This is a genomic window from Streptococcus sp. KCJ4932 (assembly GCF_004352745.1).
Classification (GTDB): Bacteria; Bacillota; Bacilli; order Lactobacillales; family Streptococcaceae; genus Streptococcus; species Streptococcus ruminicola.
Genome location: NZ_SJWW01000008.1, coordinates 66,748 through 93,629 on the forward strand (window position 1 = coordinate 66,748; position 26,882 = coordinate 93,629).

At 36.5% G+C, this 26,882-nt stretch carries 27 protein-coding genes; 22 read left to right on the top strand and 5 right to left on the bottom strand.

Annotated elements, in window-relative coordinates:
* Positions 1-11 precede the first annotated feature (11 nt).
* Genes dltA through dltD form a run of 4 tightly spaced genes read left to right on the top strand, consistent with a single transcriptional unit; the run spans position 12 to position 4,339 of the window.
* Positions 12-1,550 carry a D-alanine--poly(phosphoribitol) ligase subunit DltA gene (gene dltA, locus E0E02_RS04850; RefSeq protein ID WP_133017995.1) on the top strand — a complete coding sequence of 513 codons (1,539 nt, stop codon included), beginning with the start codon at positions 12-14 and terminating at the stop codon, positions 1,548-1,550.
* Positions 1,547-2,809: a D-alanyl-lipoteichoic acid biosynthesis protein DltB gene (gene dltB / locus E0E02_RS04855; RefSeq protein WP_133017996.1), complete on the top strand. Its 1,263-nt coding sequence runs from the start codon at positions 1,547-1,549 to the stop codon at positions 2,807-2,809. The genes dltA and dltB overlap by 4 nt, the downstream gene beginning before the upstream one ends.
* Positions 2,810-2,841: 32 nt before the next feature.
* On the top strand, positions 2,842-3,081 hold the full coding sequence (gene dltC / locus E0E02_RS04860; protein ID WP_015695707.1) for a D-alanine--poly(phosphoribitol) ligase subunit DltC: 240 nt from the start codon (positions 2,842-2,844) through the stop codon (positions 3,079-3,081).
* Entirely contained in the window at positions 3,074-4,339 is a 1,266-nt protein-coding gene (gene dltD, locus E0E02_RS04865) for a D-alanyl-lipoteichoic acid biosynthesis protein DltD (RefSeq protein WP_133017997.1), read from the top strand. Before dltC ends, dltD begins: the two co-directional genes overlap by 8 nt.
* Positions 4,340-4,391: 52 nt before the next feature.
* Here the strand turns inward: dltD and E0E02_RS04870 are convergent, their stop codons facing one another.
* Positions 4,392-5,273, bottom strand: a complete 882-nt coding sequence (locus E0E02_RS04870) for a LysR family transcriptional regulator (RefSeq protein ID WP_074560946.1) — start codon at positions 5,271-5,273, stop codon at positions 4,392-4,394.
* Between the two features lie 157 nt (positions 5,274-5,430).
* Between E0E02_RS04870 and E0E02_RS04875 the strand changes: the two genes are divergently transcribed.
* Positions 5,431-7,053, top strand: coding sequence for a malolactic enzyme (locus tag E0E02_RS04875; protein ID WP_039696204.1), 1,623 nt, complete (start codon positions 5,431-5,433; stop codon positions 7,051-7,053).
* 21 nt (positions 7,054-7,074) lie between these two features.
* Entirely contained in the window at positions 7,075-8,346 is a 1,272-nt protein-coding gene (locus E0E02_RS04880; protein WP_133017998.1) for a 2-hydroxycarboxylate transporter family protein, read from the top strand.
* A 159-nt stretch (positions 8,347-8,505) separates the two neighbouring features.
* Here E0E02_RS04880 and E0E02_RS04885 read toward each other — a convergent pair whose 3' ends face one another.
* Together E0E02_RS04885 and E0E02_RS04890 are read right to left on the bottom strand one after the other, a co-directional pair.
* Positions 8,506-9,675: an OFA family MFS transporter gene (locus tag E0E02_RS04885; RefSeq protein WP_133017999.1), complete on the bottom strand. Its 1,170-nt coding sequence runs from the start codon at positions 9,673-9,675 to the stop codon at positions 8,506-8,508.
* A 141-nt stretch (positions 9,676-9,816) separates the two neighbouring features.
* On the bottom strand, positions 9,817-11,382 hold the full coding sequence (locus tag E0E02_RS04890) for an ABC transporter ATP-binding protein (RefSeq protein WP_206282019.1): 1,566 nt from the start codon (positions 11,380-11,382) through the stop codon (positions 9,817-9,819).
* Between the two features lie 147 nt (positions 11,383-11,529).
* Here E0E02_RS04890 and E0E02_RS04895 point away from each other — a divergent pair, with 147 nt between their 5' ends.
* The 6 genes from E0E02_RS04895 (at position 11,530) to E0E02_RS04920 (ending at position 16,282) form a co-directional block, all read left to right on the top strand.
* Positions 11,530-12,300, top strand: coding sequence for a TatD family hydrolase (locus E0E02_RS04895; RefSeq protein ID WP_133018001.1), 771 nt, complete (start codon positions 11,530-11,532; stop codon positions 12,298-12,300).
* Positions 12,293-12,862: a ribonuclease M5 gene (gene rnmV / locus E0E02_RS04900; protein ID WP_133018002.1), complete on the top strand. Its 570-nt coding sequence runs from the start codon at positions 12,293-12,295 to the stop codon at positions 12,860-12,862. Before E0E02_RS04895 ends, rnmV begins: the two co-directional genes overlap by 8 nt.
* Positions 12,859-13,383 carry a DUF1697 domain-containing protein gene (locus tag E0E02_RS04905; RefSeq protein WP_133018003.1) on the top strand — a complete coding sequence of 175 codons (525 nt, stop codon included), beginning with the start codon at positions 12,859-12,861 and terminating at the stop codon, positions 13,381-13,383. The genes rnmV and E0E02_RS04905 overlap by 4 nt, the downstream gene beginning before the upstream one ends.
* An 88-nt stretch (positions 13,384-13,471) precedes the next feature.
* Complete coding sequence (gene rsmA / locus E0E02_RS04910; RefSeq protein WP_133018004.1) at positions 13,472-14,344, top strand: 16S rRNA (adenine(1518)-N(6)/adenine(1519)-N(6))-dimethyltransferase RsmA; 873 nt, start codon at positions 13,472-13,474, stop codon at positions 14,342-14,344.
* 541 nt (positions 14,345-14,885) lie between these two features.
* Complete coding sequence (locus E0E02_RS04915) at positions 14,886-15,575, top strand: type II CAAX endopeptidase family protein (protein WP_133018005.1); 690 nt, start codon at positions 14,886-14,888, stop codon at positions 15,573-15,575.
* A gap of 32 nt (positions 15,576-15,607) precedes the next feature.
* Positions 15,608-16,282, top strand: coding sequence for a type II CAAX endopeptidase family protein (locus E0E02_RS04920; RefSeq protein WP_133018006.1), 675 nt, complete (start codon positions 15,608-15,610; stop codon positions 16,280-16,282).
* Positions 16,283-16,825: 543 nt separating this feature from the next.
* Here E0E02_RS04920 and E0E02_RS04925 read toward each other — a convergent pair.
* A complete protein-coding gene (locus E0E02_RS04925; protein ID WP_133018007.1) occupies positions 16,826-18,208 on the bottom strand; it encodes a bacteriocin secretion accessory protein in 1,383 nt (460 codons plus the stop codon).
* A gap of 9 nt (positions 18,209-18,217) precedes the next feature.
* Positions 18,218-20,365 carry a peptide cleavage/export ABC transporter gene (locus E0E02_RS04930; protein ID WP_133018008.1) on the bottom strand — a complete coding sequence of 716 codons (2,148 nt, stop codon included), beginning with the start codon at positions 20,363-20,365 and terminating at the stop codon, positions 18,218-18,220.
* Positions 20,366-20,604: 239 nt separating this feature from the next.
* Here E0E02_RS04930 and E0E02_RS04935 point away from each other — a divergent pair, with 239 nt between their 5' ends.
* The 10 genes from E0E02_RS04935 to E0E02_RS04990 all read left to right on the top strand — a co-directional run bounded on the left by E0E02_RS04935 (position 20,605) and on the right by E0E02_RS04990 (position 26,880).
* A complete protein-coding gene (locus tag E0E02_RS04935) occupies positions 20,605-20,826 on the top strand; it encodes a Blp family class II bacteriocin (RefSeq protein WP_074564476.1) in 222 nt (73 codons plus the stop codon).
* 28 nt (positions 20,827-20,854) lie between these two features.
* A complete protein-coding gene (locus tag E0E02_RS04940) occupies positions 20,855-21,052 on the top strand; it encodes a Blp family class II bacteriocin (protein ID WP_074564475.1) in 198 nt (65 codons plus the stop codon).
* A gap of 655 nt (positions 21,053-21,707) precedes the next feature.
* A complete protein-coding gene (locus E0E02_RS04950; RefSeq protein WP_074564472.1) occupies positions 21,708-21,878 on the top strand; it encodes a class IIb bacteriocin, lactobin A/cerein 7B family in 171 nt (56 codons plus the stop codon).
* A 40-nt stretch (positions 21,879-21,918) separates the two neighbouring features.
* Positions 21,919-22,101: a hypothetical protein gene (locus E0E02_RS04955; protein WP_074564470.1), complete on the top strand. Its 183-nt coding sequence runs from the start codon at positions 21,919-21,921 to the stop codon at positions 22,099-22,101.
* 286 nt (positions 22,102-22,387) lie between these two features.
* Entirely contained in the window at positions 22,388-23,002 is a 615-nt protein-coding gene (locus E0E02_RS04960; protein WP_240789016.1) for a thioredoxin family protein, read from the top strand.
* A 787-nt stretch (positions 23,003-23,789) separates the two neighbouring features.
* Positions 23,790-24,521 (top strand): response regulator transcription factor, encoded by a 732-nt coding sequence (locus tag E0E02_RS04970; protein ID WP_133018010.1) that lies wholly within the window; start codon positions 23,790-23,792, stop codon positions 24,519-24,521.
* Between the two features lie 4 nt (positions 24,522-24,525).
* Positions 24,526-25,848: a GHKL domain-containing protein gene (locus tag E0E02_RS04975; protein ID WP_133018011.1), complete on the top strand. Its 1,323-nt coding sequence runs from the start codon at positions 24,526-24,528 to the stop codon at positions 25,846-25,848.
* Between the two features lie 243 nt (positions 25,849-26,091).
* A complete protein-coding gene (locus tag E0E02_RS04980) occupies positions 26,092-26,241 on the top strand; it encodes a hypothetical protein (protein WP_039696228.1) in 150 nt (49 codons plus the stop codon).
* Between the two features lie 12 nt (positions 26,242-26,253).
* Complete coding sequence (locus E0E02_RS04985) at positions 26,254-26,559, top strand: bacteriocin immunity protein (RefSeq protein WP_133018012.1); 306 nt, start codon at positions 26,254-26,256, stop codon at positions 26,557-26,559.
* 27 nt (positions 26,560-26,586) lie between these two features.
* On the top strand, positions 26,587-26,880 hold the full coding sequence (locus E0E02_RS04990) for a bacteriocin immunity protein (protein ID WP_093815787.1): 294 nt from the start codon (positions 26,587-26,589) through the stop codon (positions 26,878-26,880).
* The last annotated feature ends 2 nt before the right edge of the window (positions 26,881-26,882 follow it).

Consider the following 26,882-nt stretch of genomic DNA (forward strand, 5'->3'; position numbering starts at 1 on the left):
GTAAACGGTTCATGTTACACGATATGATTGAGAGAATTGAGCATTTTGCTCAGACACAAGGAGATTTCCCTGTCTATAATGTCTTAGGAGATGTTCACACTTATCGCGATTTAAAGGAAAATTCGGATTCGCTTGCAGCTTATATTGATTTTTTGAAGCTGGAAGAAAAATCACCAGTTCTTGTTTTTGGAGGACAAGAGTATGACATGTTGGCTACTTTTGTGGCATTAACAAAATCTGGACATGCTTATATTCCAGTTGACCAACATTCAGCTCTTGAACGTATTGAAGCGATTTTAGAAGTGGCAGAGCCAAGTTTGATTATTGCTGTAGGTGACTTTCCTTTGGAAATAACAAATATTCCAATGATTACGCTTGACCAATTACAAACGATTTTTGCTCAAAAAACGGACTATCAATTGACTCACTCTGTTAAAGGTGATGACAATTATTATATTATCTTTACATCTGGGACAACAGGAAAACCAAAAGGGGTGCAAATCTCACACGACAATCTCCTTAGCTTTACTAATTGGATGATTTCTGACAAGGAATTTTCAGTGCCAGAGCGTCCACAAATGTTGGCACAGCCGCCGTATTCATTTGATTTGTCAGTTATGTATTGGGCACCAACCTTAGCACTTGGAGGGACACTTTTTGCACTTCCAAAAGAATTAACAACTGACTTCAAACGACTCTTTACAACCATTAATGAATTGCCGATTGGCGTTTGGACATCAACACCATCATTTGCTGATATGGCTATGTTGTCAAATGACTTTAATCAAGAAACATTGCCACATCTGACACATTTTTATTTCGACGGTGAAGAGTTGACGGTGAAAACAGCTCAAAAATTGCGTAGCCGTTTCCCTAAAGCACGCATTGTTAATGCTTATGGTCCAACAGAAGCTACAGTTGCGCTTTCTGCGGTAGCTATCACAGATGAGATGTTGGAAACATGTAAACGTCTGCCGATTGGATATACTAAAGAAGATTCACCAACCTTTGTTATTGATGAAAATGGCAAAGCTTTGCCAAATGGCGAGCAAGGTGAAATCATTGTCTCTGGTCCTGCCGTGTCAAAAGGGTATCTCAATAATCCAGAACGCACACAAGCTGCTTTCTTTGAATTTGAAGGCTTGCCAGCTTATCACACTGGAGATTTGGGTGTGATGACTGACCAAGGCATGCTTCTTTACGGCGGACGCATGGACTTCCAAATCAAATTCAACGGTTACCGTATCGAGCTTGAGGAAGTTTCACAAAATCTTAACAAATCAGAATACATCAAGTCAGCTGTCGCTGTTCCGCGTTACAACAAAGACCACAAGGTACAAAATCTCCTAGCTTATGTGGTGCTAAAAGAAGGTGTCGCAGAACAATTTGAGCGTCAATTGGACATTACTAAAGCGATTAAGGAAGACTTGAAAGACATCATGATGGATTATATGATGCCTTCTAAGTTCCTTTATCGTGACAGCTTGCCGCTTACACCAAATGGTAAAATCGATATCAAAGGCTTGATGAACGAGGTAAATAGCCGATGATAGCATTTCTTCATCAGTTGCCACACTTAGAGGCTTACGGCAATCCGCAGTATTTTCTTTACCTGATTGTGGCTGTCTTACCTATTTTTATCGGATTATTTTTCAAAAAACGATTTCCTGTTTATGAAGCTTTGGTTAGCTTAGCTTTCATTATTTTGATGCTGACAGGGAAAAATCTTTATCAGATTGTTTCTCTTTTAGCTTACGTGGTTTGGCAAATTTTTCTGGTCTTTTCTTACAAGACTTATCGAAAAAATCATAATAACAAATGGATTTTTTACCTTAGTGTTTTTCTAGCTATTTTACCTTTGGCTTGGACTAAGGTTACCCCATTAATGACTATCGATAATCATCAATCGCTCTTTGGATTTTTAGGGATTTCTTACCTGACTTTCCGTGCGGTTGGCACAATTATGGAAATGCGAGATGGTGTCTTAAAAGAGTTTAGTTTGTGGCAATTTTTGCGTTTCCTTCTCTTTATGCCAACTTTTTCAAGTGGACCAATTGATCGCTTCAATCGCTTTGATGAGTATTATAAAAATATTCCTGAAAAAGATGAACTGCTTGATATGCTTGAAGAGAGTGTTCGTTATTTAATGCTGGGATTCCTTTATAAGTTTATTCTAGCTTACATCTTTGGAACACTGCTTATGGCGCCACTAAAAGAAGAAGCCCTGGAAATGGGCGGAGTCTTTAATATTGCTACGCTAGGTGTTATGTACACCTATGGTTTTGATTTATTCTTTGACTTTGCGGGTTATAGCATGTTTGCGCTAGCTATTTCAAATCTTATGGGAATTAAAAGCCCAGTTAACTTTAATCAGCCTTTTAAATCACGCGATTTGAAAGAGTTTTGGAATCGTTGGCACATGAGTTTATCTTTTTGGTTCCGTGATTTTGTTTTCATGCGTTTGGTTAAGGTCTTGGTTAAGCACAAAGTCTTTAAAAATCGCAATGTCACATCAAGCGTCGCTTATATTATTAACATGTTAATCATGGGATTTTGGCATGGCTTAACATGGTATTATATCGCTTATGGACTATTTCATGGTGTAGGTCTTGTGATTAATGATGCTTGGGTTCGTAAGAAGAAAAAAATCAATCGTGAGCGCAAAAAACAAGGACTCTCACCTTTGCCTGACAACAAATGGACACAAGGTCTTGGTATTTTCATCACCTTTAATGTTGTGATGTTATCATTCTTACTATTTTCAGGTTTCTTGGATCAATTATGGTTCCCACAACCACCTGTAAAATAATAACAATTCATTATTGTAAAGGAGTTTAGCAAATGGATATTAAATCAGATGTATTAGCAATTATTGATGATCTTTTTATGGAAGATGTTTCAGATATGATGGATGAAGATTTGTTCGATGCGGGTGTACTTGATAGCATGGGAACTGTCGAATTAATCGTTGAATTGGAAAGTCATTTTGATATTGATATTCCAATTTCAGAATTTGGACGTGATGATTGGAATACCGCTAATAAAATCATTGCTGGAATAGAGGAACTTCGCAATGCTTAAACGCCTTTGGCAAATTTTAGGACCAGTTATTTGTGCCTTTTTGCTAGTTGTCATTAGTCTGGGTAGTGTCTCGCTTTCCAATAAATCGCACTCCCTAAAAGTTGAAAAGAAAGATGCTGTTTCCTTAAGTAAAACAGGTTTTAAGAGTAAGTACAAAAAAGTACGTGCCTTAACAGATCCAAAGCACCGTTTCGTTCCCTTCTTTGGTTCAAGTGAGTGGCTGCGCTTTGACAAAATGCACCCATCGGTCATTGCTGAGGCTTACAATCGTTCTTACACGCCGTATTTGCTTGGGCAAAGAGGTTCTGCCTCATTGACGCATTTTTATGGCATCCAACAAATCAATAATGAGTTAAAAAATAAACAAGCCGTTTATTTCATTTCTCCTCAGTGGTTTACGGCTAAGGGTGCCAATGCTGCCGCGTTTCAAACTTATTTTAGCAGTGGACAAGCCATTGATTTCTTGCAAAATCAAAAGGGGACAGCTTATGACCGCTACGCTGCTAGACGTTTCTTGAAACTCTATCCAGATTCTTCTCACAAGGAAATGATGGAAAAAGTAGCTGATGGCAAAAAACTATCGACAGCTGATAAACGAAAACTCAAAACTCAAAGTGTCGTTTACCAGAAAGAAGATGCCTTTTTCAGTCGTGTTTCTCTTATCGACCATTATGATGGCAAGGTTGTCTCTCAAGCTAAAAAGTTACCAGATGCCTTTTCATATCAACATCTAGGGAAATTGGCAACAGCTGATGGTAAAAAAGCAAGTAGTGGTAATATCTTTGGAATCGACAACGGTTTTTATGATATTCGTATCAAACCGAGATTGAAAGATTTAAAAAATTCTCAACGTAAATTTAACTACTTAAAATCTCCAGAATACAACGATTTGCAGTTGGTATTGAATCAATTTGCCGAAAATAATACTAATGTTCTTTTTGTGATTCCTCCAGTTAATAGCAAATGGTCTGATTATACTGGACTTAACGAAGACATGTACCAAAAAGCTGTTGTCAAGATTAAATATCAATTGCAAAGCCAAGGTTTTAAAAATATTGCAGATTTCTCAAGAGACGGTGACAAAGCTTACTTTATGCAAGATACCATCCACATGGGCTGGAATGGCTGGGTCGCAATGGACAAAGCTGTTAACCCATTCTTGAACAAAAAACAAAGCAAGCCAAACTACCAAATCAACGACCAATTTCTAAGCAAAAAATGGGCTAAATACACTAAAGAGCCCGATTCATTCTATTAAAAATTCAACATGAAAAAAATCAACCCAAATTCGGGTTGATTTTTTGCTTTTTTTACGATACTTTTTCAATCAAGTCAATCAATTTTTTAGTTTCTTCTGACAAGACAGCGTGTTTTGAGTGGGCGTAGCTGACGTAAAATGTAATGCTATCTTCTTTGACTAAAGGGATTTTGACCAGTTGATCAGAATCGCTAGTTAGAGCAATGTCAGATAGAAGTGAGATGCCCATATTTTCAGCGACCATTTGTTTAATGACTGACACATCATCGATTTTGAAGAGGACAGATGCTTTGTCGTGATAGCGATGATTTAACTGATTAAAGGCTGTTAGATGAATATTGTGTTCATCCAGCAGAATAAATTTCTCATAGAGAATTTCTTGAAATGATAATTCTTTTTTATTTGCCAGTGGGTGATTTTTAGAAAGAACAACATAAAAATCTTTGGTAAAAAGCTGACGAATGACTAGCTGATCGTTTTTTAAAGGCGTTAGCGAGCCCAGTAAACTAAAGTCAATTTGCCCATCAAGCAGTTTCATCATGAGGCTTCGTGAGCCACCTCGGATAGCTTTAACTTGAGAGAAGGGCTCGAGATTCTCATTTTGCTCCAGCAATTCAGTCAAAATATAGTTGCAGATAATCGGCGGAAAACCTACGGTCATCATAGGATTTAGTGATTGATGGACCTCGTTAACTGCCGTTTTGATTTGTAGCAAGACATCCTCCACGTGACTTTGGAAAATATCACCTTGTAAGGTTAATTCAGCAGTACGGTGCGAAGGATCTTTGATGACCAAGTCACAGTCCAATTCCTTTTCCAAACGCTTGATAGCGTAAGAAATTGTTGGCTGGCTGACTTTGAAATGCTGCGCTGTCCCAGTGTAGGATTTTGATTTGGCTAACTGGTAAAAATATTCTAAATCACGTAAATTCATGCCTACCTCCTTGACTTATTTTACCATAAACTTTTTGATTCTACTTATAAATAATTTTTATTAAAACTGCTGGGTTTGACTATAAGAAGCTTGGCAGTTTATAATGACCCGCATAAGATCTTTCTACATATTTAATAGCTTATTAGGAGGAAAAATCATGCGTGGACATGAAATTCTAAATAACCCGTTTTTAAATAAAGGGACTGCCTTTACTATGGAAGAACGTAAAGAACTTGGTTTGCTTGGTATTTTGCCACCTTACGTTCAAACAATCGAAGAACAAGCTGAACAAGCTTATCAACATTTCTTGCGTAAACCATCAAATCTTGAAAAACGTCATTTCTTGATGGAAATCTTCAACACTAACCGTACACTTTTCTACTACCTATTCAACCAACACATCGTTGAATTTAACCCAGTTGTGTACGATCCAGTTATCGCTGAAACAATCGAAGAATACAGTGAATTGTACGTTGACCCACAATACGCTGCATACCTTGATATCAACCACCCAGAAAATATTGAAGAAACTTTGCGTAATGCTGCTGGTGACCGCGACATCCGTTTGATCGTTGTAACAGATGCTGAAGGTATCCTTGGTATCGGTGACTGGGGTGTTCAAGGTGTTGACATCTCTGTTGGTAAATTGATGATCTACACTGCAGCTGCTGGTATCGACCCTGCTTCAGTTATGCCACTTGTTATCGACGCTGGTACAAACCGTAAAGAACTTTTGGAAAACCCAATGTATCTTGGTAACCGCCATGAACGTGTAACTGGTGATCAATACTACGAATTCATCGAAAAATTCGTTCAAACAGCTGAAAACATGTTCCCTAAATTGTACCTTCACTGGGAAGATTTCGGTCGTTCAAATGCTGCAAACATTCTTAACAAATACAAAAAAGAAATTCCAACATTTAACGATGACATCCAAGGTACTGGTATCGTAGTTCTTGGTGGTATCTTCGGTGCTATGGACATCACTGGTGAAAAACTAACTGACCAAGTTTACCTATGCTACGGTGGTGGTTCTGCTGGTGCTGGTATTGCTGACCGCGTTCACGCTGAAATGGTTTCAGAAGGTTTGACTCCAGAAGAAGCTTACAAACACTTCTTCATGATTGACAAACAAGGTCTTCTTTTCGATGACATGGAAGATTTGACACCTGCTCAAAAACCATTTGCTAAAAAACGTGAAGACTTCGCTGACTGTGGTGACATGACTAGCCTTCTTAACGTTATTAAAACAGTTAAACCAACAATCTTGGTTGGTACATCAACTGATGCTGGTGCCTTCACTAAAGAAGTTGTTGAAGCAATGTGTGAAAACACTGAACGTCCAGTTATCTTCCCAATTTCAAACCCAACTAAGAAATTAGAAGCAACTGCTGAGCAAGTTATCGAATGGTCAGACGGTAAAGCCTTCGTTGCTACTGGTGTGCCTTCAGGTACAGTAAGCTACAAAGGTGTTGATTACCAAATCGGACAAGCTAACAACGCTTTGATCTACCCAGGTCTTGGTCTTGGTATGTTGGCATCTGAAGCTTCACTTCTTACAGACGAAATGATTGGTGCGGCTGCTCACTCACTTAGCGGTCTTGTAGATCCAGGTCAACCAGGTGCACCTGTTCTTCCACCATTCCAATACGTTGCTGAAGTTTCTATCAAAGTTGCGGAAGCTGTTGCCAAAAAAGCTCAAGAACAAGGTTTAGCTCAAGCTGAAGAAAAAGACATGGCTAAAGCTGTTCGTGACCTTAAATGGTATCCAAAATATTAATGAAGGAGGATAACCATTCGTATGAAAAAATTCTCGAACGTTAAAATTGCGGGTCTTTCTTTACCCCTTTATACGGCTCTGGTTATCATTTTAGCTGCTGTAATTGCTATGGGTAAATTACCACTAAACATGGTGGGAATTACCTTTATGCTTGTTGTTTTAGGTCACCTCTTTTACTTCATTGGTGAAAGATTACCGTTTTGGAATACATACCTCGGTGGTGGCTCAGTATTTACTCTTCTTTTAGCAGCGGTGCTTGCTGCAACAGGTCTCGTGCCAAAATCTGTTGTTGAAGCAACATCGACTTTTATGAGTGATTGGGGCTTTCTAGATTTTTATATCGCTGCCCTTATCTGTGGTTCAATTTTGGGAATGAATCGTAAACTTTTGGTAAAAGCCTCTGCTAAGTTCATCCCTGTTGCTCTTTTATCAATGGTTGTCGGATTCTTTGCAACAGGTGCTGTCGGAGCTCTTCTTGGTCAGGGCTTTGGACATTCTGTCATGTATATCTCCTTTGCGCAAATGGCAGGTGGTATGGGAGCAGGGATTGTTCCTTTATCAAAAATCTACGCAGCAGGACTTCACACAGATGCCTCAAACGTCTTGTCACAATTAGCCCCAGCTACAACACTTGGTAACATTTTTGCCATTATTGGAGCTATCGTGATTGCGCGTGGCTTTGCTAAAACAAAATTCAACGGACACGGTGTGCTTATCCCTGTGGATAAAGATGATTTGAAAAAATCAACTGCACCACTTGATCCAACTAAGGTTGGTGTCGGAATGATGCTTGCTTTTGCCCTTTTCCTTGTTGGTGTCATTTTAAATGTCTTTGTACCAAAAGTGCATAGTTATGCCTTTATGATTATCATTGTCTTTATTCTAAAAGCTCTTGATATCGTGCCTAAAGAGTTAGAAGAAGCAGTTGTCATGTTTAACCGTGTTGTTATGGTGAATTTGACACATGCCGTTCTTGCAGGTATCGGACTTGCTATGATTGACTTGTCATCACTTGCACAAGCCATGACATGGCAATTTGTCCTTATCAGCTTAACATCAGTGGTATCAATGGGACTTGCTAGCTGGATTTTAGGTCAAGTGCTTGGCATGTATCCAGTTGAGACAGCTATCGGAGCTGGTATGATTAACAATTCAATGGGTGGTACTGGTAACATCGCTGTGCTTTCTGCGGCAGATCGCATGGAAATGATTGCCTTTGCCCAAATGGCAAACCGACTTGGCGGTGCAATTGTCCTCATCCTTGGAGGAATCCTAATCCAATTTTTACATTAATTCAACACTTTACTCCTTAAAATGTATTGAATACCCTTTAAAATTTGTGTTTACTCTGAAAAAATAGACAATATTATTACACAGAACCCCCTAGCTTGCTCACCACAGGCTGGGGGGTTATTTTTATGATAAATATTTATTTTCTTTTTGTGATTTTAGCTAAAGTGTAATTGCTAGTGCAAGTAGATAGAGTAGGATAAAGACAATAAGAGTACTTGTGTATGATTTGGTTGCTGAGTATGTGACAGCAAGCAGCATTGGACCTGCTAGCGCAGCCATTCCCCAAGCTGTTAAAATATAGCCGTGCATGGTTGCCAGCTCCTTAGCACCGAAAATATCGCTAAGATACGGTGGAATGAGTGAGAAGCCAGCTCCGTAACAAGTCATGAGTACAGCCATGGCAATGGTAAACAATGCTGGCGCGTGAAGGAACATGAGCGATACGGTCATGAGGATATTAACAACAAATAAAATAAGGAAGGTCAGCGGACGACCGATATAGTCTGACAAGCTAGCCCAGAGCAATCTTCCAAAGCCATTGAAAATTCCCATAAGCCCAACGATAATGGCAGCTTGGTTGGCAGTCATGCCAGCTACATCTTGTGCCATAGGTGAGACAACAGAGATTAAGGCAAGCCCACAAGAAATGTTGATGAAGAGAATTAGCCAGAGCAGGTAAAATTCTACTGTTTTTAAGGCTTTTTTAGCTCCAATACCTTGACTTAATTGCTTATGACTGTCGTCAGTATCCTGTTCACTGTAGGATGGAAATTTGAGAAACTGTGAGACGATAAGCATGACCAGAAAATAAGCTCCCCCTAACAGGTAAAAGGTATTGATAACATCATATTTGGTGATTAAAAAATGCGCAATTGGACTGGTTAAAAGAGAGGCAAAGCCAAATCCCATGATAGCTAGCCCAGTTGCCAGCCCTCGTTTATCAGGAAACCACTTGATAATCATTGATACGGGTGTGACATAGCCCGTACCCAGCCCGATACCGCCAAGGACACCATAACCAAGATAAAGCAGAAAGATACTATGCTGGGCAATAGCAAAGCCTGTCAGGATATTTCCAGAAGCATATAAGATTGCAGAAATGGTACCAGTAACACGAGGTCCAAATTTTTCCACAATTTGTCCCATAAATGCAGCCGACATGCCCAAACAGAAAATGGCAAGCGAAAAAGCAAAGGCAATCGCTGATTGATTCCAGCCAGTCTCAGCAATAATAGGATTACGATAAACACTCCAAGCGTTGGTAGAGCCTAGCATTAAATGCAAGATAACACCACAACTTGCGATGACATAACGATTGTTGGTAGACATTACTTCTCCTTTTTTACGAATATTAATACACAATGTTTTAAATAACGTTAGGATATTATTGTATCTTATTTTTGAATATAAGTAAAATAGTATTTTTGTTGCACAAAAAGCGAATGATAAAAAAGAGGTAATTAAGAACGTTCAGAGTTTTATAATTTGGTCAAATAAAGCTCTATTTTCATCGTATAAGTGGTGAGTAATCATGATGACAGTGAGTTCGTTTGTTTGTAGTAGCTTTCTTTCAATATCAATAGCAGTTAGCTTATCAAGATTAGATACCGCTTCGTCCATAATGACAATTGGCTTATTACCGAGTAATTCTCTAGCAATAGCAATTCTGGCAGCTTGACCTCCAGATAAATCATCTTGGAAAGTAGTATCTAAGCCTTTGCCGATAAACTTATCCACATGTGCAAAAGTTAAAACCTCTTTAAAAAAATTCTTATCCACAGAACGACCAAGCGTGAGGTTAGTACGTAATGTATCTTTAAAAAGATGAGCTTTCTGCGGAATTAAAGCAAAAATATTTTGTAAACTTTCTAGTGATATTTCTTGATAGTTATGGCTATCTAAATAAATGTCACCGTCATAATCTGTTAATTCTCCAGTTAAAATACGAATGAGTGTTGACTTCCCTGCACCTGAGCTGCCAATAAGGGCAACTTTTTCGCCTTTTGAAATTGTAAAGTCGGGAAAGGTAATTTGTTTTCCATTATCGAAACGGAGACTTAACCGATGACAAGTGATGTTTTGGTTAAAATCTGTTAGACTAATAGTTCTTTTGGTTGAAATTGTTTTAGGGTATTTATCAATTAGTTTAGTAGTTGCTTTATATGTGACGATATTGTATGCAGCTCCTCTAGTGTAATTAAATAGGCAGCTAGTTAGATTAGCAATTGAAAAGATAACCCCCGTAGTGATTTCACCCTTGATAACTAAATAACCTGTTGCAATGAAGATTATAACTTGTGCGATAATACTTGACATCATGGAAAGGGAATTAGCGCTACTTGATTCTCTAGTTAGCGTGACTTTAGCTTTGATAAGTTTACTAAAATCAGTTAAAATACGATTTTTAAAAAAGTCGGTTTGATTATTGTGATAGAAGATTTCAAAGCCCTCTAGGTAGTCACTTGTTCTATTTAATGCTTGATTAGAGGTATTGGATACTTCTTCGGTTCTTAGAGCGATTTTTCCCTCAAAAACTTTAGGAATAAAATAAACGAAGGTTGTCATTATAATACTGACGATGAGTAATAACCAGTGGAAATAGATAATGGCAAAAGCATTTAAAGCGACTGTTACAATACTTTCAATAGCATCATAAAATTGTTTGAATCCATTATCTTTTAAAAGATTCATATCATTAATCAACCATGAGTTGTATTCAGATTTGGTGTGATGGTTATTGCCAGAATAAGTGTTAACAATTAAGGAATTTAGTAAATCATCTCGTATGAAATTCACTTCTTTTTGGCAGAGTTTTTCTTTCAGACTATCTTTCCAAATTTGTAGAAGACTATAGCCAGCCCAACAAAGAATATCGATACAAGACCAAAAAATAAAATCGTTCCAATTATTTTTTATTAAGGCATCAAGTATCCATGTTAAAGAGAGAGAACTCATGACATTTATTGCAACCCAAAGAATGATAATAGTGATTAAAATAAGATTTTCTTTTTTTAACTTCCACAAGTAAGATAGCATGATCAAGATTTCCTTTTGTTAAATATACCTTTATTATAAAGAAATATCGCTATAAAGCAAACGATTGCATAAAATTATTACTTAACTTTTCTTGGTTTTCCTCTCACATACTTTGGTCTCTCTTGCGGTCTGTGTTATAATAAAATCATGGAAATTTTCGATACACACACGCATTTAAACGCTGATGATTTTGCTGGTCGTGAAGCAGAAGAATTGGCACTTGCAAAAGAAATGGGCGTTACTCGACACAACGTCGTCGGTTTTGATGCACCAACCATTAAACGAGCTATTGAATTAGCTGAAGAATACCCAGAAATTTATGCCACAATCGGTTGGCACCCAACTGAAGCAGGTTCTTATAATCAAGAAATTGAGGACATGATTATTTCAAATCTCACACACCCAAAAGTGATTGGTCTTGGTGAGATTGGTCTTGATTTTTATTGGATGGAAGACCCAAAAGACGTTCAAATTGAGGTTTTCAAACGTCAAATTCAACTTTCTAAAGAGCACAATCTGCCTTTTATCGTGCACACTCGTGATGCTATGGAAGATACTTACAAAGTGATTAAAGAAGTCGGTGTTGGACCACGTGGTGGGATTATTCACTCATTTTCTGGTTCTTTGGAAATGGCAGAGCGCTTTGTCGAGCTTGGCATGATGATTTCATTTTCAGGTGTTGTGACCTTTAAAAAAGCTCTTGATGTTCAAGAAGCTGCGCAAAAATTACCGCTTGATAAGATTTTAGTTGAAACGGATGCACCATATCTTGCACCAGTTCCAAAACGAGGCCGTGAAAATCGCACGGCTTATACACGCTATGTTGTGGATAAAATTGCAGAGCTACGCGGATTGACTAGCGAAGAAGTGGCAAAAGCAACATTTGATAATGCAAAGAGGTTATTTAACTGTGACTGAAAAAATTAAAATTCAAGAAGTACTTGTTGTTGAAGGGAAAGATGACACCGCTAACCTACGTCGTTTTTATGATGTTGATACCTATGAAACTCGCGGCTCAGCTATCAACGATGACGACCTTGAACGCATCGAAAAATTAAATAATCTTCGTGGTGTTATTGTCTTTACTGACCCTGATTACAATGGCGAACGCATTCGTAAAATCATCATGAATGCTATTCCAAACGTCAAACATGCCTTTTTAAATCGTGGCGAAGCCGTTCCAAAATCAAAAAGCAAAGGACGTTCACTTGGTGTCGAACATGCCAGCTTTGAAGATTTACAAAAGGCTCTTAAAGGTGTTTTAGGGAACTTTGATGATGACAACCAATTTGACATCACAAGAGCTGATTTGATGCGTTTAGGACTTTTAATGGGAGGCGACAGCCGTAAACGTCGTGAATACCTTGGTGAAGAACTCCGCATCGGCTATAGTAACGGTAAACAACTTCTTAAACGCTTAGAGCTTTTCGGCATCACTTTAGCCGAAGTAGAAGAAGCTATGGAGAGATATGAGGGATGAAAAAAGTTGCGCTTTTACGGGGAGTTACGCCAGTTGGGCAGAATCGTATTCCTAAAATGGCTTATCTGGCAGAGATTTTAACAGAAGCAGGTCTTGAAAATGTTAAGACATATATTCAAAGTGGCAATATCGTTTTTGAGACAACCTTGTCTGACGATGACATTTGTGCATTGATTCATGACACGATTCAGGCAAAAATCGGTGCGGATTTATCGGTTATCCTCAAAACGCAAGCCCAGTTTACGACGGCTCTTGCTGAAAGTCCCTTTGATGAAAGCTACGATGACTCACGTGTTCACTTGGTATTTACCAATGACCAGCTTAACCAAGAGATATTAAATGAACTACTAGGGACGGATTTTGGTGATGAAATCTTGAAAGCTGGTAGTGAGTGCCTGTACCTCTATTTACCAAGAGAAGTAAAGAAAAAGCGACTGAATACCAATTACCTTGAAAAACAGTTACATATCACAGCAACCATGCGAAAACGTCGCAGTATTTTGCGATTGAGCCAGATGTGATACAATAGTAACTTGCATTGACAGAAACGAAAGGAATGACAAAACCTTATTCTGGGGATAACTTGTGGATAAGGTAGTTAAATAAATTATGAGAATTGCTGATTACAGTGTGACGCGTGCTGTCCTTGAGCGTCATGGATTTACCTTTAAAAAATCATTTGGACAGAACTTTTTGACAGATACTAACATTCTACAAAAAATTGTGGATACTGCTGAGATTGATAAGAATGTCAACGTTATCGAAATTGGTCCTGGTATCGGTGCTTTGACAGAATTTTTGGCTGAAAATGCTGCTGAAGTTATGGCGTTTGAAATTGACGACCGTTTGATTCCGATTTTGGCTGATACGCTACGCGATTTTGACAATGTCAAAGTCATCAATGAAGATATCTTGAAATCAGACCTTCAAAGCCGTATCAAAGAATTTGCTAACCCAGACCTTCCAATCAAGGTCGTAGCAAACCTTCCTTACTACATCACAACACCAATCTTGATGCACTTGATTGAATCAAAAATTCCATTTGCAGAATTTGTCGTGATGATGCAAAAAGAAGTAGCGGACCGTATCTCAGCAGAACCAAATACCAAAGCTTACGGTTCACTTTCAATTGCGGTGCAATATTATATGACAGCAAAAGTTGCTTTCATCGTGCCTCGTACAGTCTTTGTACCAGCGCCTAACGTTGATTCAGCAATTTTGAAAATGACGCGCCGTGAACAACCACTTGTTCAAGTTAAAGACGAAGACTTCTTCTTCCGCATTGCTAAAATCAGTTTTGTTCACCGTCGTAAAACCCTTTGGAATAACCTAACAAGCCACTTCGGAAAAGCAGAAGAAACAAAAGCTAAGCTTGAAAAAGCTCTTGAAATCGCAGAAATCAAACCATCAATTCGTGGTGAAGCTTTATCAATTGCAGACTTTGCAAAATTAGCTGACGCCTTGAAAGAAGTCGGTTTATAATAAAAACAACTCGAAAGAGTTGCTTTTTTTTATGCTTAAAATAGCTGATGAGCTAAACTTGCCACCACTGTTGAAAAGTCATGCCAAGGCTGTGACATCACAAATTTATAAAATATAATCAAACTCATTGTTAATCTCCTAAAAATTTCAGTTACCAATATCGCTTTTATTATGCCATAAAATGTATAGCTGTGAACGCTCAAGTCATAAACGGTTAATATTCAGTCGCAAACGGTAAGGGTTATTAAAAAGTTTACCGTTTACGATGAAAAAACGACTGTTTACGACATAGTCGGTTGTTGTGCGAAAATTCTGATAAAATATACCTTGTCAATCGCGATGGCAAAAACAATTTAGGAGACATAAAATGAACACAAAAACGATTGAACAATTTGACCCAATGACAATTGAAGCACTTGCGTGTTGAGGGCGGAAATCAAGTCTTTGCTGGAGGCGGGGGAAAATTCACCCCTGATCAACCTTGGTGGACAAAAGTTGATTGGTGCTCAATCGCAAGTGGCGTTAATGGGGGAATGATTGTGTGTTAAATCATCTTTTAGATGATTATAGAGGAAAGCGAGTTTTATTATTGGCTTTTCCTCTTATTTTTTATGTTATCTTTTTTTACCTTTTGCCAGGATTATTAAGACAAGTATTTATAAAATATGCTACCGATGATTTTCACAAACTGATTTTTTTGTGCAGTTATTTTACTTTTGTATTTTTGTTGATGGTGTCCTATTTGCTTAAGCAAGAGGGAAAAAAGTTTTTTAAAGTGAGTTTCAAGTATCATTATATTGGGATAATTATTTTACTGTCTTTGGGAAACATTGTTCTTTCTGTTGTTCTTGCTTATTATTTGCCGTTGCCAATGAACCAGCAATTACTGAATAATAGCAGGTTAGGTGCATCAGAGAGTAGTCTACTTGTGAAGCTTTTGTGGGGAGGCGTGATTACTCTTATAAATGAAGAACTATTTTATCGCGGTATTTTGATGACAACTTATTTTAATAATTCACGTTACTACCTAGATATTTTAGTATCTACTGTTTGTTTTGCGTCTATCCATGTTATCTGGTCAGCGTGGTCGTGGTTAGATTTTGTTCAATATATTCCTGCGGGACTTTCTTTAGGTGTGACTTTTAGGTGGACAAAATCAATTTATTATCCAATATTACTGCATGCTTTGGTAAATTATCTTCCAAGAATTATTTTGGTTTTACTAAATTAAATATAAAATTTGATTTCTAAAAAGGAGTATTTATGATAGAAAAAGTAAAGAACTTACTTGCTCCAAAACTGTTGGCAATATTTTTTATCTATTATCATCTATTTGGATTAAAGTTTGTAATGTTTACTATTTTAGAGCGATTTGATTTACCATTAACGGAATATCATTACCCTCTTCTTAATATTTTTACCATCCTATTTATTATTGTACTGGTGATATACCTAAGACGAAGAAGACCAGAAATATTTCAAATAAGACCACTAAAACCTTTAGATTATTTAGTAACTTTGCTTGCTTTTGGGGTGATATACGCTTACTTCAGTAATCTTTTATTTGTTGGTGGAGATATAAAAAATGATTTATTATTTTTCCGTGATTCCCCATTGGCGTTTTTGGTCGCATTACAACCCTTTATTATCGGACCAATCCTAGAAGAGTTAGTTTATCGTGGTGTTTTGATGACTAGCTTTTTTGAGAAATCAAAATTTTACTTAGATTGCTTACTATCTGCTGTAATGTTCTCAGTAGCTCATCTATCTTCTTATGGTTTGAGCTTAGAGGTATTTAAAAACTATGCTTTTCTTGGTTTAATTTTAGCGATTCTTTTTAGAAAAACACGGTCAATCTATCCATCAATTCTTGTTCACATGGCGTGGAATATTTATCTTAGCTGGCATCTGATTACATTTATTTTCTTTGAAAGGTAGTAAAAATCATGAAAAATTACCGTTTACGACGAAAAAACGACCGTTTACGACATAGACGGTCATTTCGCAAAATTTCTGCTACAATTAAATATGTCAGTCACATGACACGTCATTTCCAGGAGATTTAAATGACATAAGGACTTTAGTCGCAGTGTTACTAAGAAGTGTTGTTGCAATGTAAAAAGGGAATCTTAGGCACTCGCGAGATATTATGGGAGAAACCTATCTTTGAAAATTCATCGTTTTCAAGATGATATTAGAGGAAAGTAAGTTAGGATGCTTACTTCCCTTTTCTTTTTACACTTAAAAAAGAAAATTAAGGAGAATGGGAGGATTTTATGAAAAACTCGCAGCAAAAATTTAGCTGGCTAGTAGCAGTAAGTACTATTTCAGTGATTTGGATAAAAAATTTTATACTAGAATCGAACGATTTATCGGAAAAACTTGTCTTTACAGGGATTTATCTTCTTTATTTAGTCTTAGTTTTTGTTAAAGTGTTCAAACCAAGAAAAAAATAAAACCAGCCAATTTGGCTGGTTATTCTTATTGAAAATCTTTTAAGAGCTTGTCTTTGTAGTAGTTAAAGAAGGATTTTTTTCCGATAACACTGATGGTTTTGCCTTGTAAGCCGTATTTTAGCTTAGAACTGTCTTTTTCAGTAACCTCTGCAGTTGCTGTGACTTTAAAGAAATTCCCTTTTTTTGTTTGGGTAGCAGAGCTAGCAATTTTACTAATTTTTCCGCTAACAACGATGGCGTGATTACTAATCTTTTCAAGAGTTAGACGCACACACTGTCCTTTTTTTAGTTGGCTAACATGAGTTGAATCAACGTAGTATGAAATGGCAACTTTTTTGGTTTTAACAATATCAGGATAAATTTCTGCAATTTGGCTTCCTTGAGGGAGAAGAGTTTTCCCTTCAAACTCATCAGAAACATGCAAAATCCCATTTTCTTTAGCTTTTAGGATAGTATCAGATTTTGACAGGCTTGTTTGATCAAGCTGCGCTTGTAAGTTTTCTTTTTCCTGAGTTACTTGAGCTAGCTGTGTTTCAGCTTGGGTCAGTTCTTGCTGGCGTAGACTTTCAATTTGGCTAGCTGCACTGGTGTCGTAACTGCCAGTTGAGTAATTTGAAGCAGATTGCGTTTGTAGGCTTGAAATGGAAGAATTAATGCTATCAATTTGGCCTTGGAGGTCAGCTATAAACTGATTTTTAAGGCTTTCTTTGCTGCTGGTAGTGGCATCGCTAGGAAGAGCTTGGAGTTGGCTTAAATAGCTGTTCAGAGTGGCTGTGTACGGATTACCACCAGAAACATTTGTTTGATTGTTTTGAATGGCATCTTTGACTTCTAGGTATTGGCTAGCTTGTGTTTGAAGTTCACTGATTTGTTTGTTAACCGCAGCGTTAGCACGATTAACCCCTGCTTCTTGTTTGGCAACCGAATCATTAGCCTGAGAAACTTGAGCCGTAATGGTTTTACTTTGACTAAGAAAACGATCGATAGTTGCAGCACAGCCAAATTCATCATCACCTGAAAAAAGATTTTTATTTTGATTGAGGCTGTCTTTTAGTGTGTTTAGGGCATTTTGCTGACGCTCATCTCGCTCGATTTGGGTCTGAATAGCTTTAATTTGACTTTCTTCTAATTTATCCGAGTACTGGATAAGCAAATCCCCTTTTTTGACCGTTTTGTTTTCGCTCAGGTGATTAACAAGAACGGTGTTATTGCTAGTAGATTGCACGACATCGATAATTTTTGTAGGACGAAGGCTACCAACAGAAGTGACAGTGATTTCTTTTTTTCCAATGAGAGAAAATAGCAGTAAAAAAAGCACGAAAGCTGTCATTGGAAGAACCAAGAGTGTCGCAAAATTATGGTAACGTCTGTGGTAGAATTCAGCCGATTGAAATAATTTAGGGTTCATGATTCCTCCTTATTCTTGAAATAGCTGAGCGTAAAAGCCAGGATTTTGCATGAGTTGCTCGTGATGACCTTGTTCGATAATTTGTCCTTTATCTAGGACGATGACACGATCAGTTTGCTTGGCAATGCTTAAACGGTGAGCAACAAAGATAATGGTTTTGTCTTTTAAAGCTAACAAATTGTGGATAACACGTTTTTCGGTCAGCACATCAAGACCACTTGTTGCTTCATCTAGGATTAAGACGGGTGACTTAGTCAGAAGTGCTCTGGCAATAGCTAATCGTTGTTTTTGACCGCCAGATAAACCAGCCCCATCTGATAATTCAGTGTGGTAAGCCATTGGCATAGCTTCAATGTCAGCACGAATCTCAGCGATTTCACAGGCTTTGATAATGTCTTCTTGAGTAATCGCATCAGAAGCACCTAAAGTGAGATTATCAAGGATATTTCCAGAAAAGACATAAGATTGTTGTGGAAGGTAGTTGATGTGTTGACGAAGAACTTTTTTATCAATAGTTTTATAGTCATAGCCTCCCAAGGTGATTTGACCTTGATTTGGACTATAAAAGTTCACCATCATTTTAGCTAAAGTTGTTTTCCCAGAACCACTGACGCCGACAAGGCTAACTTTTTCACCTTCTTTGATATGAAGTTTAATGTGACTAAGAGTATCGCGTCCAAAGCCGTATTTATAAGAAACATCATCAAAGACAAGATCACCTTTGAGAAACTCTGGATTATCAATTACTTGTTTGTTATCAAATTCAGAAGATACCAGATAAACTTCGTTAAGACGCTTGTTAGCCACTTTCGCCGACTGTAACTTAGTTTGCAAGTTAATAATGTTTTCCATTGGTTTTGTGAAGTAAGATAAAAGGGTGTTGTAGGTAATCAATTGCCCAACAGAAATTTTCCCTGTCATAACGAGACGTGAGCCGTACCAGAGAATAGCCACATTTAAAATCAGCTGTGCCCCTTGTTTAAGTGAGGCTTGCATTGCTTCGTATTTATTAAGCGTGAAACTTTTATCCAAGTATTCCACGAATTCGCTATCGATATTGCGATAACGTGTCTCCTCGCTAGTTAGTGATTTAATGGTTTCAATCCCGTTGATATCTTCAATAATGGCAGAGCTGACCATAGAATTAGCTTGCATGACGTCATGATTCATTCGCTCAAAAGGTTTCATAAAAGCAAAGATAATAACGGCGTAGATGGGTAATGCAAATAGCGTAATGAAAAAGAGTTTAGCATTTTGTAACACCAAAACACTTCCCACAATTATCAGAATACTGACGTCTAAAAAGAGGGACAAAATAGTAGATGCTAAGGCATCGATAATAGAATTAGCATCGGTAAAGCGTGAAATCACTTCACCAGTTCGTCTAGTCGCAAAAAAGGACATCGGCAATTCAAAAATATGACGAATATAAGATAAAATGACATCAATCGTCAAACGTTGACTGAGCACAACTAACAAATACTGTTGTGAGAAGCTCATAATCTGTTGCATGATGTAAGTCACGACCAAGCCGATTGAGACAATACCAAGGGTGGATTGCAGTTGATTGGGAATATAGTCGTCTAAGATTCCTTGAAGATAATAAGAGCCGACAATATTAATCAAGGTAACAAGTAGGCTGGCAAGGATTATATATGTTAGTAGTGCTTTTTGCTTAAAAATAATCGGTAAGAAACTCATCAAGCCATTTTTCTTATCCTTATGTGGTTTATAGCTAGCTGCAGGAGCTAGAAAGATCGTAACCCCTGTCCATTCTTTTGCAAAATCTGCTTTAGTCATTTTTGTGACTCCCACACTTGGGTCAGGATCACCGATGATTAGATAATCTTTTTTAGCCTTATAGATGACATAATAGTGTTGCAGTTTTCCTTGCTTATTCACATGGACAATACAAGGATACGGGATATCATCCATTTCAAAAAGTGCCATATCAGCTTTTACAGCGCGTGTCTCAAAGCCAATCTTTTTGGCTGCCTCGACGATTCCAAGAGCAGTTGTTCCTTCTTTATTCGTCTTAGCCAGTTCCCTCAAGTGAGCAAGCGAAAAATGTGAGCCGTAGTGTTTAGCAACTGACGCTAAAGCAGCTACCCCACAATCTCGCATATCAATCTGACTAACGTATTTGTATCTCCTCATAAAACCATTCCTTCTAAAACAGAGTCAAAAAATATTATGCCACAAAAAGCTAGCTTGTAACACCCCAAGTCATAAACGGTCGTTTTTTCGTCGTAAAAGGTCATTTGCTTACAGCGATTTTACCGCTCGCGATTGAATTTTAACCGTTTACGACATTTACGTTTATGAGCAAAATTCTATGCTAAACTAAGAATTGTCAGTTGCAACGACAAATAAAAAAGGAAAATGGAGAAGAAAACATGAAAAATTTGGAACAATTTGATGTAATGACAGATGAAGCACTTTCTACTGTGGAAGGCGGGAATGTGGTTATTAATACTGCTGGTGTTGCTATTGCAGGAGGTGTAGTAGGTGCAGGAGTTTGCTCAGCTAGTGTAGCGCTTGCTCCTTTTGCAGGAGCTTGTGCGTATGTGGGTGCTAAGGCACTTGCTTCTGGTTATCTAATTGCATATTATAGCTGATAAGTTTTATATATGAGGAGGAATTAAAATGAAAGATTTAGAGACTAAAGAATTAGAACGAATTATTGGTGGTAACCAGCGTGCGGGTGAAGTATTCTTATCAGCGGCGGCTGGAGCCGCCCAAGGAGTTTCAGTTTGTATGCAAACAGGTGTGGCTATCCAGCCTGGTGCAATGTTAGCTTGCGCAGGTGTAGGTGCAGCTTTAGGTGTGGTATTCCCACATTAAAATAAAAAATATGAATGAAAAACTATTAAAATTTGGTAATATATTAGTCATTATATTAACTCTAACCACAGATGTATTATGGTTTATTTCTCTAAGTATGATCAGTAGAGAGAAAGTACAGATTTTTAGTGTTATGATATTATTTGTTTTTTTGAGTTTTATTATTGATTTATTGGCACACTATTTTCTCAAAAAAAATAGTATTGACTATAAATGGCACAGGCAACAAATAATCATAATTTCTTGTGCAACTGGCTTAAGTTTATTGGTTGTAATAATTACTTTCTTCCAAAGAGAAAATGTCTTAGGCATGTTTCTGATGCTTGTTGATAGTATTTTACTACTCTTTTATCCTAATTCAATAGGTTATAAAAATAACATCAATTGAACTAGTATTGAAGGAATTGAAGGTTTAATCCATCAATTCCTTTATTTTATAGTATTCTAAATTTAAAGTATAAATAAAAATAATGATTTTAAAAGTTATTGAATCTTATAGAATGTTTTGTTTAGTGTTGATTAATACTTAATCAATCAAAAGAGTTTTACCATTTATGACCTAAAAGCAACAAATTACGACTTGGACAAAAGAAGATGGAATATTCTGATAAAATTTGTCAATCGTGATGACAAAAAATATTGGGAGGTTATTCAAATGAATACAAAAACTTTTGAACAATTTGCCGCAATGACAGAGGTAGAACTTTCAAACGTTGAAGGTGGGAGTGTAGAGGTTGTTGGTATTGTGTTAGGCGCTGCTTGGGCAATTTATTCATTTGGTGAAGCTGCTGGTAGAACAGCCTATTATGTGACACATTCAAAGTAGCTTTAATAAGTTTGGATAGTATATTATTGGGAGGATAAAAATGGAAAAAGGTGTTATTTATGAAGGTTCTTCATTTAAAAATTTAAATGAAGTTGATTTATGTGAGATATCTGGTGGTGGTATTGACCCTGTTCTTGTTGCTGGGGCTTGTATGATTGGAGTCGCAGGTGCTGGTCCCTTAAGGTTGTGCTGGAGTGGCAATATTCACTTGGGGATTCTATAATGGGTACGAAGGAGCTAAAAGAGGTTAATTCTATGAAGTCTGATATTTACAAAAATATTTTAATTAGTATGCTTGTGTTGGTACTTATTGGAATTGTCATGATGCTAATTGATTATTTTGTATACGGTAAGAGCTTTTGGAATTTAACAACTTGTAAATTAATTTTTGCGGGACTATTTGTTTATTATTTATACAGATTTTATTAAAAAAATGATAGTCAATTTTAGAGTTATTATTTTCACGGCTGATAGATCAAACTATCGGCTGTTTTTTGAAGGGAGATTTTATGAAAAAGAATGTTTTGAAAACAACAATTTTATTATCAGCAGCGGTTTTATCAATGGCTACCGTTTCTGTTTTTGCTGATGATGAGCTTGTGCCTGCAACTGAAGTGACAGAAGTTGTGGATAATACTGTGGAAAATTCAGCTGAGCAGGCAAGTGATGTTCAAGAGACACAAACGAGTGCGACTAATTTAGAAACGTCAAATGAGGCAGAAGAAGCTGAAGTCACTATTCCTCAACATGAAGAAAATGTTGCTGACTTTAACCAAGTTCTAATGACTGATGTTTACTCTATGTTTACAGAAGATGGCAAAGAGCACGTGATTTATTTTGGTAGACCAACTTGCTATTATTGTCGCCAGTTTTCACAAGAGTTAAAAGACTTCAACACTCTTATGAATAATCGTTTAGAATATTACAATACTGATAGTCAGGATTTTGATGAGGCAGCAGCGAATTTTCTGTTTAGAACAGTTGGCATCCCTGGAACGCCGACTATTATTCGCTTACAAAATGGTCAAATCGTGAGTGCCTGGGTTGGTGGGGGAATTTCTGGTCAAGAACTTTATGATTATCTTTTTACTGGAAAAATTCCAGCAGCTATGGCAGGAGAATAATTTAAAAGAGTTAAGAAAAAATATCTACTCTTCTAAGTTTGTTAATAGTGATTCCCATATTTTAAAATGCCAGATTTTTTTATCTTATTTGCCGTTCGCGACTGAATTTTAACCGTTTATGACATTAACGTTTATCAATTAAAATTTATGCTAAACTAAGAATTGTCAGTTGTAACGACAAAATAAAAAGTAAAATTGGAAAGAAAACATGACAAATTGGAGAACTGTTCTAAAAAATATACTGTTTTTAGCATTGGGAGTGAAAGCAGTATTATCGATGGATGGTTTGTTAGTAAAAGGAGTTCTCGTTTTTTTCACAATGTTTATATTGTATGATATTAATAAAGTAAATTAGTTTTTATGTGTTATTCTATTTTTGTTATTTTATATTGTGTTATTTTGACAATAATTGCTATTGATGGCTTTAGTATCAAGAAGAGTAGAAAAACGTCTACTTATGTTTGTTTTTTGATTTTTTATTCTTTAACTCAAAAAGAAGGCACTACAACTCCATTGTCAATAGTTTGTTTACTTGTTTTGATGTTGATCTATTATGAAAATAGGGGTATCAACTGATAACAATTTAATTGAAGTAATTTATTAGGTATTACTATTATGATAGGTGAAGCTGATAGTTTATTCTATCAGCTTTTTTAGTTCTAAATGCCGTTTACGACGAAAAATTAACTGTTTACGACATAGGTGTTTTTTTCCTAAAATTTCCTTTATAATAGAAAATGTTAGTCTTTAAGATAATCAAAAGAATAGTTTAGGTAGGGAGAGGTTTATGTTAGATATTTTTATCCTTGAGGATAATATCACGCAACAATTTCGAATCGAACGTCAGATTGAGATGATTATGGAAAGGAACCACTGGGAGTATCAGCGTTTAGAGGCTTTTGCGGCATCTAAGGATATTATAAAAAAGGCAGATGGGCAGGGAAATCACCAGGTTTTCTTTCTTGATTTAGAAATCAAAGGGGATGAAAAGCAAGGCTTAGATGTTGCTAGATCTATTCGTGAAAAAGATCCGACAGCCATTATCGTCTTTGTGACAACCCATTCTGAGTTTATGCTTCTAACTTATCAATCACTAGTTGGTGCGATTGATTTTATTGATAAAAATATGAATGATGAAGCCTTTGGAGGGCGCATTGAATTGTGCTTGAAAGAGGCGTTGAAATATCAAACTGGTAGTTTTGGTGAGAATTCTTACCTGTTTGAAACAGCAAAAGCTAGAATCCGTGTAGCTTACGATGATATTTTATATTTTGAAACATCGCCAACCGTGCACCGTGTGATTTTACACACTAAAACAGGTCAAACAGAGTTTTATGGCACAATTGCTGAGGTAGCCAAATCAGATAAACGTTTGTTGAAATGTCACCGCTCATTCGTGATTAATGTTAATAATGTCACTGAATTTGATAAAAGCACCCGAACAGCTTATTTCGAAAACGGCTCTTACTGCCAAGTCTCAAGAGACAAAGTTAAAAAACTGATGGCAGAAATGAGGTGATGGGATGATAAAAGCAATTTTAATTTTTTATGCTTCAGAACTTACTTATTATCCTGTTATCATGACAATTTTTGCGAATGTAAGAGGAGAAAGACTAAACTTACGAGAAATTATAACGATATCATTGTCATTTTTTGTTATTGATATTACACCGTTTCCTACCATTATAGGGAGAATCCTAATATTATTTTTAATATCTTATTTTAGTAGAAAAGATTTGCCGCTATCTTTGCATATGTTTAATGGTAGTTTCCCGTGGGTTATTGATAGCATTATTATTAGGACGATTAGCTTTTTTGTTCTACCAATATTCGGGCTAGATTATATTGTCCTAAGTAAAAATAATATTTTATTTATTTTTGTGCAGCTTTCTGTTTTATTGGTTTATCTTTTGAGTATCAAAATATCAAAAATTGATTTTCAAACTTTTATTGAGATTAGTGAAATTAAATCATTGCGTAAAAAGATGTTTTTTACAGATGTGACGATGATTTTTTACTATGTTGTGATTGAATCTTTAACTGCAGTAGAATTTCTGGGAAATTTTTCAACATTGATATATCGACAATGGCTAGTAGTTATTTACTTCATCTTCTTTATTTTAATGCTATTTTACATGAATCGTTCTTATCAAAATAGACTTGAAAAAGAGATTGCCAGTGCTCGTGAGCAAGAATTAAGATATTTATCAGCTTATAGTAAGAAAGTTGAGGGGCTATATGAGGAATTACGTGCCTTTCGCCATGATTATGCTAATATCTTGGTCAGCTTAAAAGAGGGAATTGATCAAGATGATATGGGGATAGTCCGAAAAATCTACGATTCTGTTCTAGAGGAGTCGGCGGATTTTATTCAAAATAGTAAATTTAATATTAGTCGTCTAGCCAATATCAAAGACGATGCTATAAAAAGTCTCTTATCTGCTAAATTTTTAGAAGCAGAAGCCAATCATATTGAGGTTAATTTAGAGGTTAAAGATAAGATTGGAGTACCAGATATTCCGCTACTAGATTATATTCGTTTGTTGGCTATTTTATGTGATAATGCCATTGAAGCAGCGCTTGAAGCAGAAAATCCAGCTATTACTATTGCTTGTTTTTATCAAGATGATGACTATGTGCTAATTGTAGATAATACGACTAAGGAAGAAAGTGTCCCAGTTAATTTGATTTATCAAAAAGATTATTCAAGTAAAGGACATGGTCGAGGTATTGGTCTTACAACGATTCATCAGATGATGCGAAAATATCCAAATCTCACGGTTGAAACGGATAGTGTAGCTCATCATTTCTGTCAGACGATACGTATTAAAAATACGCTAAACTAGAGATTGTAATAATGAGAAGACTGAATCTTACGGGATTCGGTCTTTTTGTTTTATGATGAGTAAATTTCTGAAACGATGATTTTTACCGTTTACGACGAAAAAACGACTGTTTGCGACTTGCTCCGTTTTAGTGATGAAAAAAGGGTATAATATAGCTGAGAAATGAAAAAGAAAATCGGTACGACATCTAGCTTGGTAACAAGTGGATTTTTGGCCCTACATTAAAACTAGAAAGAATGAGATATGCTTAAGACGTTATTTTCAAAATACAAAATTACCATTACAGTCATCGGATTTGCTTTATTAATCATCGCTTATCCTGTCATTTTTGAACATGTCTATTCAACTGGGCGAGATTTTGGCCGAAGTCTAGTAAATGCTTTAATGCCATAGGAGGAAATTTTTATGGGAAAATTAGTCAAGGAAGATTTGTTAAATGACGTTTATAACCTTGTTTTATCTGTTGATATCAAAGAAGAAGAGCGTCAGGTTTTGTTGAAGTTTAAAAATGCTGTAGAAAATGGCAAAGATTTTGACAAAGCTGTTGTGAGTCTTGCTTCTGATTTACGCCAGATTGGCGTTGCAAATGTTTCTAAAAAAGAAAAAATGTCTTCAAGTGTCAACGACTTTTACAAAAAAATCTCTAGTCATGGATTGTTTGAAGGAAATCTTGCGCTTGGATTAGCTGCAACTGGGGTTATTTTTCATTGAAATTGAGTGGGAAAAGGAGAATTTTAGATGGCAAAATTAAAATGGTTTTCAGGTGGAAAAGAAAGAAGAGAGGAAGCTATCCGAATTATTGAGGAGTTGCTTCTTGATTTACAAACAAATGATTCTGCTACAAGTGTGAAAAAAACATTGACACATTATCTTAATGAATTTAAAACAAACGGAACATCATTTCCTTTTCTTATGAATCGCATGAGTTTAGAATTAACAGATGTCGTTTTACATAGCAAAGTTTCCTTTACCCCAAAACAATCTGAAAAATTTAAAGAACTTAGAAAATTAATGGAAATTAGAATCTACTAGGT

What these genes read in the sequence shown, in the direction of transcription:
- E0E02_RS04950 (WP_074564472.1), top strand. Translation starts at nt 21,708, where the DNA reads ATGAATACAAAAACTTTTGAACAATTTGCCGCAATGACAGAGGTAGAA.
- dltA (WP_133017995.1), top strand. Translation starts at nt 12, where the DNA reads ATGTTACACGATATGATTGAGAGAATTGAGCATTTTGCTCAGACACAA.
- E0E02_RS04955 (WP_074564470.1), top strand. Translation starts at nt 21,919, where the DNA reads ATGGAAAAAGGTGTTATTTATGAAGGTTCTTCATTTAAAAATTTAAAT.
- E0E02_RS04920 (WP_133018006.1), top strand. Translation starts at nt 15,608, where the DNA reads ATGATAGAAAAAGTAAAGAACTTACTTGCTCCAAAACTGTTGGCAATA.
- E0E02_RS04975 (WP_133018011.1), top strand. Translation starts at nt 24,526, where the DNA reads ATGATAAAAGCAATTTTAATTTTTTATGCTTCAGAACTTACTTATTAT.
- E0E02_RS04895 (WP_133018001.1), top strand. Translation starts at nt 11,530, where the DNA reads ATGGAAATTTTCGATACACACACGCATTTAAACGCTGATGATTTTGCT.
- E0E02_RS04940 (WP_074564475.1), top strand. Translation starts at nt 20,855, where the DNA reads ATGAAAGATTTAGAGACTAAAGAATTAGAACGAATTATTGGTGGTAAC.
- E0E02_RS04985 (WP_133018012.1), top strand. Translation starts at nt 26,254, where the DNA reads ATGGGAAAATTAGTCAAGGAAGATTTGTTAAATGACGTTTATAACCTT.
- rsmA (WP_133018004.1), top strand. Translation starts at nt 13,472, where the DNA reads ATGAGAATTGCTGATTACAGTGTGACGCGTGCTGTCCTTGAGCGTCAT.
- dltD (WP_133017997.1), top strand. Translation starts at nt 3,074, where the DNA reads ATGCTTAAACGCCTTTGGCAAATTTTAGGACCAGTTATTTGTGCCTTT.
- E0E02_RS04925 (WP_133018007.1), bottom strand. Translation starts at nt 18,208, where the DNA reads ATGAACCCTAAATTATTTCAATCGGCTGAATTCTACCACAGACGTTAC.
- E0E02_RS04980 (WP_039696228.1), top strand. Translation starts at nt 26,092, where the DNA reads ATGCTTAAGACGTTATTTTCAAAATACAAAATTACCATTACAGTCATC.
- E0E02_RS04870 (WP_074560946.1), bottom strand. Translation starts at nt 5,273, where the DNA reads ATGAATTTACGTGATTTAGAATATTTTTACCAGTTAGCCAAATCAAAA.
- E0E02_RS04905 (WP_133018003.1), top strand. Translation starts at nt 12,859, where the DNA reads ATGAAAAAAGTTGCGCTTTTACGGGGAGTTACGCCAGTTGGGCAGAAT.
- E0E02_RS04990 (WP_093815787.1), top strand. Translation starts at nt 26,587, where the DNA reads ATGGCAAAATTAAAATGGTTTTCAGGTGGAAAAGAAAGAAGAGAGGAA.
- E0E02_RS04890 (WP_206282019.1), bottom strand. Translation starts at nt 11,382, where the DNA reads ATGCTATCTTACTTGTGGAAGTTAAAAAAAGAAAATCTTATTTTAATC.
- E0E02_RS04930 (WP_133018008.1), bottom strand. Translation starts at nt 20,365, where the DNA reads ATGAGGAGATACAAATACGTTAGTCAGATTGATATGCGAGATTGTGGG.
- E0E02_RS04960 (WP_240789016.1), top strand. Translation starts at nt 22,388, where the DNA reads ATGAAAAAGAATGTTTTGAAAACAACAATTTTATTATCAGCAGCGGTT.
- dltC (WP_015695707.1), top strand. Translation starts at nt 2,842, where the DNA reads ATGGATATTAAATCAGATGTATTAGCAATTATTGATGATCTTTTTATG.
- E0E02_RS04885 (WP_133017999.1), bottom strand. Translation starts at nt 9,675, where the DNA reads ATGTCTACCAACAATCGTTATGTCATCGCAAGTTGTGGTGTTATCTTG.
- E0E02_RS04880 (WP_133017998.1), top strand. Translation starts at nt 7,075, where the DNA reads ATGAAAAAATTCTCGAACGTTAAAATTGCGGGTCTTTCTTTACCCCTT.
- E0E02_RS04875 (WP_039696204.1), top strand. Translation starts at nt 5,431, where the DNA reads ATGCGTGGACATGAAATTCTAAATAACCCGTTTTTAAATAAAGGGACT.
- E0E02_RS04970 (WP_133018010.1), top strand. Translation starts at nt 23,790, where the DNA reads ATGTTAGATATTTTTATCCTTGAGGATAATATCACGCAACAATTTCGA.
- dltB (WP_133017996.1), top strand. Translation starts at nt 1,547, where the DNA reads ATGATAGCATTTCTTCATCAGTTGCCACACTTAGAGGCTTACGGCAAT.
- E0E02_RS04935 (WP_074564476.1), top strand. Translation starts at nt 20,605, where the DNA reads ATGAAAAATTTGGAACAATTTGATGTAATGACAGATGAAGCACTTTCT.